Below are 13,133 nucleotides of genomic sequence, written 5' to 3' on the forward strand. Positions count from 1 at the left end.
TTTTATATTATTGGTTATTGAGAGCCATAAAAAATGCCAGCAAATAAGTTTGCTGGCATTTTTGGGTGTCATTGCTATTAACCATTAACAATTAACAAGTAACCATTAACGCCAATAGGCTAAATCAACACCTCACTTCATGCATATGAGTCTGGGCCCAAGCGATGGCTTGACCACGGCTTGAAACCCCAATTTTCCTAAATGCACGATACAAGTGAGTTTTGATTGTACTTTCACTCACAAATAACTGGTTGGCAATATCCAAATTAGTACTGCCTGACAGCAGGGCTTGCAACACTTCACGCTCCCTAATGGTGAGGCTATCGGTTTCATCCTCAGTATCATCATGAAGCATGGACTGATGCAGTTCAAAAGGCATCACACTGCGGCCTTTTAAAATGTCATTCAAACCGCTGCTTATTTCGCTTATGCCAGAGTCTAGATAAAACACCCCGACACTGGTTGCTGGATGGATCAAAAATTTCGCGTCGATTTGTCGAGGAAAATTCAAAAACACAGTTTTTATACTGCTGTATTCTCGCTCGATAAGGCGCTGCAACTGATAACTTTGTTGCAGATCCACCGTCGCTAAATCAAATACCACCACACTCACCAGGTGGCTGTCGAGTTTGTCAGCCAAATTCCCTGGGCTTGCATGAGTGAGTTTGATTAAAAATTCTTGCGGCCAGCGGCACTCCAATAAATCAGTGAGTAGCTGCGAACGCGAAACCAGCATCCAATTTACGATTTTAAACATCAATTACACTCCATGTGATTGTTTTAAAACGAGTACACTTAGGTTCCGTCCAGTTAAGATAGTTGCGCTAGCGTAAATGAACTTAGCCTCGAGTGCACTCAATCTTAGTTAAGCTATAAGTGCACTAGCTATTCTGTTAGCCCGGTTATTACCCTTCATTAAAGCACTATCCTAACTATCTATTCAGCCTAGGAAATCCTTAAGTTACAGGGTTCGATTTTTCATAAGGAACTACTACAAATGAAAAACTATGCCTGTTGCCAAAGGGGTTCTGCTAGTGAATACGGATCACTGTCTTAATGTCTTGGGTAAAACTGGCTAACTTAACTCGATTTGAGCCCATGCAAACTGCATAGCTTTCACCTCAATTCGAGCATCACAGTCAAACTAACAACTTAAGGCTCAGTTTTCCACTAGCCAAAAGTGTAGTTGATGGAAGTCTTAGTAACTAAAGTGTGATTTTTCAGTCAGTAACACTGAAAAATAAATAAAAAAAAACGCTACATTAAGTAGCGTTTTCTATTGATAAGCTCAAAAACTAACTCTTGGCTTTTTTCTTGGTTTGTTCAACCAACCATTTACCGCCATGATACTTAGCAGTCCAACCCGTTGCCTTACCGTCAACCTCAGTGGCCACGTATTGCTCTTTGGTCTTACGGCTAAACTTCACTGCGGCTTTATTACCGTCATCATCTTCAACCGGCGCATCGGCAAGATACTGGTATTTAGGCCAAAGTAGCTCGCGATACTTAACCAACTCCTCCACTAAAGGCGCTCGTGTTTCCCGAGACTTAGGGAAGGTACTGGCGGCCATAAATATCCCCGCAGCGCCATCACGTAGCACAAAGTGAGCATCGGATTTAGTGCACTTAAGCTCAGGTAAGAAGATAGGATCTTCTTTTGGCGGCGCAGCTTCACCGCTTCTTAGCAGCTTGCGGGTATTTTTACATTCGCTGTTGGTACAACCAAAATATTTACCGAAACGGCCATTTTTAAGCTCCATGTCATTACCACAACGATCGCATTCAATTAATGGGCCTTCATAACCCTTAATTTTAAACTGACCCGCTTCGACTTCATAACCATCACAACTTGGGTTATTACCGCAGACATGCAGCTTACGCTTTTCGTCAATCAAGTAACTGTCCATGGCGGTACCGCACTTACCACAGCGATGCTTAGCACGCAGCGCATCGGTTTCAGCATCTTCAGCATCGCTGACCGCTTCTTCCCCTGGGGTTAAGTTCATCGTGGTTTTGCAGCGCTCTTTTGGCGGCAAGGCGTAACCTGAACATCCTAAGAACACCCCAGTTGTGCCAGTACGAATGCCCATGGGACGATCACAGGTTGGGCAGCTAATCGCCTCGGTGAGCACCATTTGATTGAGGTGCATGCCACCGTCTTCTGGGTCTAGCTCCGCTTTTTCTAACTGCTTAGTAAAATCACCGTAGAAGCCATCGAGAACTTGTTTCCATTCCAGCTTGCCTTGAGCAACATCATCTAAGGTTTGCTCCATGCTGGCGGTGAAATCGTAGCTCATCAGTTCCTTAAAGCTGCCAACCAGACGGTCACTGACGATTTCACCCATTTTCTCGGCGAAGAAACGGCGGTTTTCGACTTTAACGTAGCCCCTGTCTTGAATGGTTGAAATAATCGTCGCATAGGTCGATGGACGACCAATGCCGCGCTTTTCAAGCTCTTTGACTAATGAGGCTTCACCATAACGTGCTGGCGGCTTAGTAAAGTGCTGTTTAGGCGCTAAGGTGTTAAGTGTCAGTGACTCGCCTTTGTCCACATGGGGTAAGGTGTTGTCTTCTTCGTTCTTCTTACCCATAGGTGGCTGAGCACGAGTCCAACCATCGAACCTTAAGGTACGGCCGCTGGCTTTAAGCTCATAGTCGCCGGCTTTAACCGTAAGACGGGTAGCATCATATTGGGCAGGTGTCATCTGACAGGCCACAAATTGGCGCCAAATCAGCTCATACAGACGCTGAGCATCACGCTCCATGTCAGTTAAGCTTGCCGACTGCACTTGCACGTTTGAGGGCCGTATGGCTTCGTGAGCCTCTTGTGCGCCTTCTTTGCTGCCATAGCGGATAGGATCGGCAGGAAGGTACTTAGTGCCAAAATCAGCCGCTATCATCTCGCGGACATTTTCCACCGCTTCCTGACTCAAGTTGGTCGAGTCGGTACGCATATAGGTAATGTGGCCCGCTTCGTACAAGCGCTGGGCCATCATCATGGTCTTTTTCACCCCAAAGCCCAAACGCGTACTGGCCGCTTGTTGCAAGGTAGACGTGATATAAGGCGCCGACGGTTTGCTGGAGGTGGCTTTATCTTCCCGTGCGCTCACTGAATAGCTGGCATTGGTTAATCGTTCAACCGCCTGTTCAGCTTGCGCCTTGTTAATGGGGTTAAAGCTTTCGCCTTGGTACTTGGCCACTTGCATTTTAAGTACTTGGCTCGCGGCAGTATTCAGCTCGGCATTGATGTCCCAGAATTCCTCAGGCACAAATGCTTTGATTTCGCTTTCTCTTTCAACCACTAAGCGCACGGCAACCGATTGTACTCGCCCGGCAGACAAGCCACGAGCCACTTTTTTCCACAAGAGTGGTGACACCATAAAGCCCACAACGCGGTCGAGGAATCGACGCGCCTGTTGAGCGTTAACCATATTGGTATCTAAACTTGACGGCTGACTAAAGGCATCTTGGATAGCACTTTTAGTGATCTCGTTAAACACAACTCTTTGATACCGTGAAGCATCACCACCTATGATCTCCTGTAAATGCCAGGCGATGGCTTCCCCTTCACGGTCCAAATCGGTTGCGAGATATATTTGGTCAGCAGACTCGGCTAACGCTTTAAGCTCTTTGACGACCTTTTCCTTGCCAGGCAAGATTTGGTATTTTGCAGCCCAGCCTTTTTCTGGGTTGATGCCCATGCGAGAGACCAGCGCCTGCTTATCGCGGATAAGCTTATATTTGGCTTTCTCTTCGGGTGACATTTTTCTGACTTCGGCGGCAGTTTTGGTGCTGGCACTGCCGTCAGAGGTGGATGAAGTCGGCAGATCACGTATGTGACCCACACTGGACTTTACGATGAATTCTTTACCAAGATATTTATTAATAGTCTTGGCCTTGGCCGGCGATTCGACAATAACTAGCGATTTACCCATAGTTTTATTTGCGCCAAAAGTCTCAAACAGATAGAAAATTGTTTCCATATATAGAGTGTTGCGGCGATAGTTTCAAGTTAATACCGTTTTTATGTGCTTATAGAGTCAATTTTTGAACAATATAAATAAATCAAAAAATAATCTTGCGTTTTATTAGGCTAAAATCTCACAATTGGCTAGCCCTTAAGCAAACTCTTGCATTTTTAATCACTTTTTCCCTTTTTAGTCCTGTTAGGCCAAACTTGTGCCCTTTAAAACCACAGGTATACTGGCAGGCAAATGAAAAGATTTAACCTTAAAATAGTGACATTCAACAATCCAAGCTTCACCGGTAATGATTGCATCAAATTGGGTTAAATTGACAATAACTAACGCCCTCTTTAATAGGATAAATAATGAAGCACTTTGAAGCTAATTTCGACGGCCTCGTCGGCCCGACTCATAACTACGCAGGCTTATCCTTTGGCAACGTGGCCTCTTATAGTAACGCGGCCCAAACCGCCAACCCTAAAGCAGCGGCGAAGCAAGGCCTGCAAAAAGCCAAAGCCTTGGCGGATTTGGGTATGACTCAAGGGGTATTAGCCCCACAGGAGCGCCCAGACCTCTACACATTACGTCGAATTGGTTTTTCAGGCTCTGATGCCGAAGTTATCCAAAAAGCCGCTAAGCAGGCTCCTGCATTACTCAACGCCTGTTGCAGTGCATCAAGCATGTGGACGGCCAATGCCGCCACTGTGTCACCCAGTGCTGATACTCGAGATGGCAAGGTGCACTTCACGCCTGCAAATTTAGTGGATAAGTTGCACCGCAGTATCGAGCCCATCACCACGGCCAACATTTTAAAGGCAACCTTTAAAGATCCCCATTTCTTCCAACATCACGCACATTTGCCAGAACATGCTCATTTTGGTGATGAGGGGGCGGCAAACCACACTCGTTTGTGTGGTGAATACGGTCATTCTGGGGTTGAGTTGTTTGTTTATGGTCAGGAGGCTACCAATCCTAACGCGCCTAAACCGAAAAAATACCCAGCCCGTCAAACCTTAGAAGCCTCACAAGCCATAGCACGCTTGCATCAATTAGAAGATGAAAGCACAGTGTTTATGCAGCAAAACCCTGACGTTATCGATCAAGGTGTGTTCCATAACGACGTGATTTCAGTGGGTAACCAAAATGTGCTCTTTTATCACGAGCAAGCCTTCTTAAATACTGACGCTAAGTTTGATGAAATTCGCCGAAAAATGAATGCAGACATGCATTTTGTGAAAGTGGCCACCTCACAAGTGTCCATCGATGATGCGGTGAAAAGTTACTTATTCAACACCCAAATCATCACGCTACCAAGTGGCGAAATGACCATAATCGCACCGACGGATTGCCAGGAAAATCTCGCAGTATTTGCCTACCTCAATGAGCTTGTGACCTTAGGCACACCTATCAAGCAAGTGCGTTATTATGACGTGAAGCAAAGTATGCAAAATGGTGGCGGCCCTGCGTGTCTGCGCCTTAGGGTGGCATTGAACGACCAAGAATTAGCCGCAGTGAATCAAGACACCTTGATGAACGACGCTCTCTTTGGCCGATTAAATACTTGGGTTGAGAAACATTACCGCGACAGCTTATCGGTGAAAGACTTAGCCGACCCTCAGTTGATTGTTGAATCACGCACAGCGCTGGATGAACTGACCCAAATATTGAAGCTTGGCAGCGTGTATCAGTTCCAAAAATAACTCATACTAAGTACATAATGGAAAAAGTAAGGGCGCCAATTGGCGCCCTTATTGTTTGTTATCAAGATATCGATTAGATAATACTTACAGCAATGGATACGACCTGAGTCACTAAGCCATTTGGAGCCTCGACTTCGACAATAAAGACCCCAGAATTTGGCTCATCCTCCCCTTTAAGGGTCGCACTGAATTCACGACCACCATTATAATTTGAACTTGGCCAAATTAGCTCAGGTGAACTGACTACAGAACCGGCACTGGTTTTAAACCTGACTTTAGAGCCTGCAGGCATCTGTTGATTATGTAAATCCGAAATTGTAAACAATACCGAAGCAGCACCTTTACCTAATATGGTAATGTTGCCGCCAGAATGGATACCTGTATGGTCGTAGATGAGAATATCACTGCCCTTCGTTGCGTAGGCCGTGCTACCCGACATCACCATCACTAGACTCGCTCTAACATACAATGACTGTGAATCACTCACTCCATCGGCACAACCTGCATGTGCTGTTTGAGCACAGAGTACCCCGTTATATTTACTGTCTGCGGCATCAAATACCCCATTAGTATTAAAATCCACCAACTCCTCTAAATTACCGCCTATTTGTCCGCCGGTTTGCTGAGGATTAAACAAGCCATCTTCATTGTAATCAGTAAAGGCATCGGCTAGGTCGAAGGGTCTACCACTGACATCTTTTTCAGTCAAAAAGGCATTTAATTCAGAAGCATCGAAGCGGCCGTTACCATTAAGATCAGGGAAGGACTCTTCACCAATGGCGGTAGCCGTAATCGTTGCGCGGCCACCATAACGTTGGCCATAAATATTGCCATAGCGCCCCACAGAAGCATCATAGCTTAGTACCGCACTTGGGTTACGTATCATGGCACCCGTGCCATCTATGATCACTTCACCTTCGGGTCTGGGTTGCTGACTGGTCCAATTGACGCTACAGGCGCCATTCACTGTTTGGCAGGCATCTTGAATCGCCCCGCCTTCAGTGGTGAAAGACACTGTAGTGCCATTCGGTACCGGGTTATTAAAGGCATCGGCGAGGCGAGCCGTGACTTTAACCACAGTATTTTCCTGTTCCCAGCCTTCGGCATTTAAAAACTCAGCCGAAAGCGAGAAACTGTCTTGATCTGGAATACCGGTCGAAACAATTAACTGGCTTGATTGGCTTGAAATCAAAGGTGACGAGCCATCCACAGTACCAGTGACTCGCACTGACGTTGCTACCGTACCCGTGCGCACCACGGTTTGCACTATGCCTTCGCTATTGGTCGTGGCGACAACAGGATCTAAACTGATGCCGCCCACTGTGGTATTAAGAGAAAAACTGACGCTTTGGTTACTGACCACATTGCTGTTCTTATCCAGCACTTTGAATTTAACCACAGAAGACTCAGTGCCCCCTGTGCCTAAGATACTGATGTTTTGCGGCTGCGCTGAAATAAACACGATACTGCCAACACTTGCCTGTAACACGTTTAAGCTGCCACTGGCCGAAAGGTTGATGCCACCCGCATTAGCGGTCACGTTAATTTGATCTGCACCAACACAGCCCTGGGCTAAATAGGTGGTGGTCGCCACACCATTAACCGAAGAGACTGGCGAGCTGATGGTCGCCTGAGCTGGACTTTTTGTGGCACAGGTAGATGAAAAATTGACATCCACTGGCTGAGTGTAAGGATTACCTTTATCATCTTGAATAAGCACAGAAATAGTCGCCGTGCCGCCAGCAGTTAAATCCACGACACTCACCGCCGCTTTACCCGATACAAAGGGGCTGCCGCTTCCCATTACCACATTGGTGGCGCCTACCACTACAATCGCTTTACCGATTTCACCGGTTGACAGAGATGCCGTAACTTCTCCCGCACCTAAAGAACTGCCGGCATAAATATCGACACTGGCTTTACCCTGAGCATTGGTCACTGCTGTTTTAATAGGTAAATCACCGATTGGGCTAGCAAAAGTCACAATAGCAGGCTTAGTTAGGCCGCTTACTGTCGCCGTGAGCTTACCAGGCGTTAATGTGGTGATAGACTGTATCGCTTGACCTGCGGCATCCGTTAAGACTAAATCAACTTGGGCACCACCTGCGGCTTGCCCACCATCGCCTTTCATGCTCACTGCGACTGTACCGAACTCGCCCGATTCCAGTGCAGCCGTGACTAAGCTGGCACCCGCTTTATCGGCCGTAGACAACTTAATCGTTGCAATGCCCTGCGCATTAGTTCGCGCCGTGCCCGATACTGGATCGAAAGTACCTGATAGTGGGTCTTTTAAACTGAAGGTGATAAATTCACCACTAATGGGCCCGTTTACCGAGTGAGATACGGTTGCGGTAATTGTGGCTGGAGTTGTCGCCGTCACATCGGCGATATTTGAAGATAATACGACGCTGGTGACTGGAGGAGTAACGTTGCCGCCATCCCCGGAGTCAGTAATGCTACCCCCACCACCGCAGGCTGACATTAACAATGAAAATAAAAGCGCTAAATAAACGTTATAAGCTGACTTCATTTGTCAGGCTCCTTGTTGTATTTTTAATACTCAAAAAACGATACTTCATTATATATAGGTTAACATTACACAAATTTCATGTAACTTTTCTACAACTTCCTGTATTTATCTTGAATAAATATCAGAAGTTTAGCTTTATTGTCCATTTCATCAGCTTAGCTTTACTGCTAGGCTTCAGTGAATTATAGGCATGACTCAAAATTAAAAATAAAAAAAGGACTCAGAGTGATAAAAATAAACAAACTTGGACTGACAAGTAAAATACTCATAGGTATGGGGGCCGGTGTCATTATTGGTCTTTTATTACGCAATATTTTTCCTGGCAGTGAATGGGTTCAAGACTACATTACCGAGGGTTTCTTACATGTTGTTGGCACTATTTTTATTGCTAGCTTGAAAATGTTAGTGGTGCCACTGGTGTTTATTTCGTTGGTTTGTGGTACTTGTTCACTGAGTGACCCGTCAAAACTCGGCCGTTTAGGCGGTAAAACCATAGCGTTTTATTTATTTACCACAGCAATTGCGTTAACCCTTGCCATAGCGGCTGCGATTTTAATTCATCCAGGCAACGCGTCACTGGCATCAAGCCAGATGGAATATGTGGTCAAAGAAGCCCCCAGCCTTGCTGAAGTGATCATAAATATTGTTCCAACAAATCCAATGCAGGCTTTGAGTGAAGGCAATATGCTGCAGATCATCATTTTTGCGGTAATTTTTGGTTTTGCTATTTCACATATTGGCGAGCGCGGAGTACGAGTGGCCGCGTTATTTAATGACCTCAATGACGTTATCATGCGTGTGGTCACCCTTATAATGCAGCTAGCGCCTTACGGTGTATTTGCATTAATGGCCAAGCTAAGCCTAACTTTAGGCTTAGAAACCTTTGGCAGTGTGCTTAAATATTTTTTCCTCGTGGTATTGGTATTACTGCTGCAGGCGCTAATTGTCTACCCAAGTTTGCTCAAACTTTTTTCAGGCTTAAATCCACTGATGTTTTTGCGCAAAATGCGCGACGTGCAATTATTTGCCTTTAGCACGGCAAGCTCTAATGCCACTCTGCCTGTCACCATAGAAACCAGCGAACATAGGATGGGCGTTGACAATAAGATTGCCTCCTTTACCTTACCCTTAGGCGCCACATTAAACATGGACGGCACTGCTATCATGCAAGGTGTCGCCACCGTCTTTATCGCTCAAGTCTTTGGTATCGAGTTAAGTCTTTTAGATTATGCCACTGTGGTTGTGACTGCGACTTTGGCATCCATAGGCACAGCGGGAGTGCCAGGTGTAGGTCTTATCATGCTTGCCATGGTGCTCAATCAAGTGGGTTTGCCTGTCGAAGGCATCGCACTCATTATCGGTGTAGACAGGTTATTGGACATGCTGCGCACCGCAGTAAATGTCACGGGGGATACTGTTGCTACTTTGATTATTGCCAAATCTGAAGGTGAATTTAACCAAGCTATTTTTGATGATTCTCAGGCAGGAAAAGCCGCTAAAAGCTTTGAAGAGCAAGTCATGCACCCTAAGAAAACCAACTAAGCCATTAGCTAACTTGGACTAATAAACCTGTACGACAGTTAGCAGACAATAAAAAAGACGCCTCGGCGTCTTTTTTATTCATCCATCATCAAACACTTAAGACAAGTTATATAACTGCTCGGCGCGATTAAACATGACCCAAGATGTGGCGATATATTTATCACCACTTAAAGGAATATTGCCTCTGTGACTGTGAGTAAAGCCCGCTGGCGCTATCACCATAGTGCCTTTTTTGGGTGAAATTTTACGCTCTTGATAGAAAAACTCGGTTTCGCCACCTGCTGTCACATCATTAAGGTAAAACATATATAACACAACCCGGTGCAAAGCCTCATTATGACCTTGCTGTGGAAACTGTTCTGAATGCCAATGGGGATATCCCCCCTTACCTTGCTCATATCGCTGCACATTAACTGTGCCACTTCTAAAGAGATACTTAACAATCGCCTCAGCCCTTGGCTCACCTAAGGCATCAAAATTTGCTGGGGTTAAGGTGACCGCTTGGCCATTTTCATCGGCCACCGCCACCGAAACCGCCCCCATCATCGCCAGAGAATACTGCTTGAAATAGGCTACACTGTGCTTGAGTGTGGTGGCTAACAGTTCATTTTTTAATTCAGCGAGTTCTGGGTGTGAGTCTAGCATTAAATCTTGGCTGATTTTTTTCTCAAGATCCACGCCATTACCTGTGCGCCCAGGCGCGACACTGGGATGCTGTTCAAATGCCTTGATCAAACGGTCACATAAATCATCACTCATGGCATTAGGGTAGACTTCAATAAAATCCATATAAATTAATTATTTTTTCTAAGAGGAATGCTAACATGCTGCCACGGTAGCATAAGCAATGTAAAGCCTTGTTATTGCAGATTTGTTGATAATAATAACTTTTTAGCAACAGCTTAATGAATATATGGATCTATGACAAAAAATCATAAAATTTCAGTGGATCAACTTCAAGTCGGCACTCATATTAGCCTGCCAGTTTCTTGGAAAGATCATCCTTTTCTTTTTAGTAGCTTTAAGATTAAAGATGCTGCTCAAATCGAGCTTATCAGGCACTTAGGCATCACTGAAGTTTTCTTCAATCCAGAGAAAAGTGACACTCAGCCCCTCGCCTTAGATGCCATTCAAGGTGACAGCATAGATCTCGATGATATGGTCGATGCGAGTGATACTGATGAGATGATGCTGCTTAAAAATGAAATGGAAGTAAAAAAGCAAGACAGCATAGATAAACAGCAACAAATGCGCAGGAGCATTAACAAGACAGAAAAACAATTTGACCGCTCAGTCGCCATGATGCGATCTGTGGTGTCAAAATTAGGCAGCCGCCCATTAAACGCCGTCAATGATGCCAAAGAGCTCATTCATAATTTAACCGACTTGCTGCTCAATTCAGATAATCTAGTACTGCATTTAATGGGGGATGCCAAACCCGAAGAAGGTATTTATCACCACTCACTTAACGTCTCAGTATTATGCATGTTATTAGGCAAGGGCTTAGGCTGGTCCAGAGAAGAAATAGAGTTGATTGGCATTGGGGCGTTATTTCACGATGTGGGTAAACTGAAAATTCCCAGCAACATCTTAAATAAGCGTACCCCTTTGAGCGTTCCTGAAGTTAACTTCATTAAACAGCACCCTTTAATGAGCATTAACTTCTTGAAACTTGCTGATAATTTCCCGGCCGCGGCGGAGCCCTTAATTGCCAATCACCATGAATTTCTCGATGGTTCAGGCTCACCTCAAGGATTAAAAGCCGATAAACTGGATAATTTATCGCAACTGATTGCTGTGGTTAATGAATACGATAATCTGTGTAATGGCAACATGCAAACTAAGGGTAAGACCCCTTTTGCTGCCTTAAGTTTTTTGTATAAAAATTACACTAAGAAGTTAAATAAAGAGTATGTTGGCAGGATGATTAAGACCTTAGGCATTTATCCTCCAGGTTGCATTATCGAGCTTTCATCAGGTCAGTTTGGCTTAGTGATGTCAGTCAACTTGAAGAATATTTTATTCCCGAGGATCATGGTTTACGATCCCCAAGTTCCTAAAGATCAGGCACCGATTATAGATTTAGAGCAAGAAGGCATCAAAATTGTCCGCTGCCTTCCCCCTGCCGCCCTGCCAGAGAACATCTTTAAATACTTAAATCCAAGAGAGAAAGTCAGCTACGGTCTTGGCAGTGAAAGTTAACCATAACAGTTAACTGGCCATCATCGAGCAGGGGCTCAGTTTGAGCGCACCAGCAATATGAACTGTGCGCTTGTGCTAACAAACCTTGATATAAGCGCCTAGTATTAGCGCCTAGGACTAGAGCCAGCCTTTTTGTTTGAAGAACAAATAAGTGCCGGCCGCACTTGCGAGCATCATCACTATTGCCATCGGATAACCGAACTGCCAAGTGAGCTCAGGCATACCGCCAAAGTTCATTCCATAACTACTGGCTATCAAGGTTGGCGGCATAAATACCACAGCGGCAACCGAGAATATCTTGATGATTTTATTCTGCTGTAAGCCACTAAAGCCCATGGCGGCATCGAGCAAAAAATTTAATTTATCGAAAATAAACTGGCTGTGTGGCATTAAAGATTCGATGTCTGACAGCATTTCACGTAAATCTTTCATGTTGGCATCACTAAGCTGCTCACGGTAATAACGCTGCATGTAACGCAGTGAACGCTGAGTATCCAATAGACTTAAGCGAATTTTTCCGTTGGAGTCTTCCTGCAGCGTAATCAACTTAAACACCCGGTCCAATTCATCATTTTCAAAGACTTGCTGGCTAACATTATCAAGAACTGTATAAACATCTTCAATCAAATCAGATAAGTAGTCGACTTTAAGATTGAATAACTCAATCAATAGCCCTTGAGGAGTACTGATCTCTAAACGGCCAAGACGCAGGTAATTACGCAATAAACGAATAAGACCAACATCTTCTTCCCTGATGGTTAATAAAAAACTTTCGCGCAAATTAAATGACACGTTAACGGCGCGTACGTCTTGTCCCACACGTTGGGGGAATAAGGAGTTAATGTGCAAGCCATCGTTGTTTTGGTAAAAACGTGCCGACGCTTCAATTTCATTAATGTCATCTTCATCGGGCACTTCTTCCACCGAAATGTGACTTAACCACTCACGCTCTTTCTCATCGGGTTTATAGAGATCGAGCCAAATCATGTCCTTGGGCAAAACATGATCTACCGTTAATTCAGTAATAGTAAGTTGACGATTCTGATAGCTATATGCAGTGATCATATGCCCCCCAAGCAGCCTTAAAGCGGTTTCAACCCATAATAGGTCAATTTTGGCGCTAGTTTACTCAATTAATAGGGAATGAACAGTAAAAACATCCCGATTTTAGAGGAAAATGTAATGAAATAAAAA

The 13,133-nt window shown here is 44.8% G+C and carries 8 protein-coding genes; 3 read left to right on the forward strand and 5 right to left on the reverse strand.

Annotated features, from left to right (window positions below):
• Nucleotides 1–124: 124 nt before the first annotated feature.
• Nucleotides 125–757, reverse strand: a complete 633-nt coding sequence (locus SDEN_RS12065) for a response regulator transcription factor (RefSeq protein WP_011496758.1) — start codon at nt 755–757, stop codon at nt 125–127.
• A 538-nt stretch (nt 758–1,295) separates the two neighbouring features.
• Nucleotides 1,296–3,935, reverse strand: a complete 2,640-nt coding sequence (gene topA / locus SDEN_RS12070) for a type I DNA topoisomerase (protein WP_041405792.1) — start codon at nt 3,933–3,935, stop codon at nt 1,296–1,298.
• Nucleotides 3,936–4,330: 395 nt separating this feature from the next.
• On the opposite strand from topA, the gene astB reads away from it, so the two are divergent.
• Nucleotides 4,331–5,665, forward strand: a complete 1,335-nt coding sequence (gene astB / locus SDEN_RS12075; protein ID WP_011496760.1) for an N-succinylarginine dihydrolase — start codon at nt 4,331–4,333, stop codon at nt 5,663–5,665.
• A 73-nt stretch (nt 5,666–5,738) separates the two neighbouring features.
• Here astB and SDEN_RS12080 read toward each other — a convergent pair whose 3' ends face one another.
• Nucleotides 5,739–8,195, reverse strand: a complete 2,457-nt coding sequence (locus SDEN_RS12080; RefSeq protein ID WP_011496761.1) for a hypothetical protein — start codon at nt 8,193–8,195, stop codon at nt 5,739–5,741.
• A gap of 225 nt (nt 8,196–8,420) precedes the next feature.
• On the opposite strand from SDEN_RS12080, the gene SDEN_RS12085 reads away from it, so the two are divergent.
• Complete coding sequence (locus SDEN_RS12085) at nt 8,421–9,737, forward strand: dicarboxylate/amino acid:cation symporter (RefSeq protein WP_011496762.1); 1,317 nt, start codon at nt 8,421–8,423, stop codon at nt 9,735–9,737.
• Nucleotides 9,738–9,833: 96 nt separating this feature from the next.
• On the opposite strand, the gene SDEN_RS12090 is transcribed toward SDEN_RS12085, so the two are convergent.
• The gene (locus SDEN_RS12090) at nt 9,834–10,526 is read right to left on the reverse strand and encodes a 2OG-Fe(II) oxygenase (RefSeq protein ID WP_011496763.1); all 693 of its coding nucleotides are present in this window, start codon (nt 10,524–10,526) and stop codon (nt 9,834–9,836) included.
• Nucleotides 10,527–10,658: 132 nt separating this feature from the next.
• On the opposite strand from SDEN_RS12090, the gene SDEN_RS12095 reads away from it, so the two are divergent.
• Nucleotides 10,659–11,939, forward strand: a complete 1,281-nt coding sequence (locus SDEN_RS12095) for an HD-GYP domain-containing protein (RefSeq protein WP_011496764.1) — start codon at nt 10,659–10,661, stop codon at nt 11,937–11,939.
• A gap of 117 nt (nt 11,940–12,056) precedes the next feature.
• Here SDEN_RS12095 and corA read toward each other — a convergent pair whose 3' ends face one another.
• Nucleotides 12,057–13,004, reverse strand: coding sequence for a magnesium/cobalt transporter CorA (corA, locus tag SDEN_RS12100; RefSeq protein WP_011496765.1), 948 nt, complete (start codon nt 13,002–13,004; stop codon nt 12,057–12,059).
• Nucleotides 13,005–13,133: the final 129 nt, after the last annotated feature.

The organism is Shewanella denitrificans OS217 (genome assembly GCF_000013765.1).
Classification (GTDB): Bacteria; Pseudomonadota; Gammaproteobacteria; order Enterobacterales; family Shewanellaceae; genus Shewanella; species Shewanella denitrificans.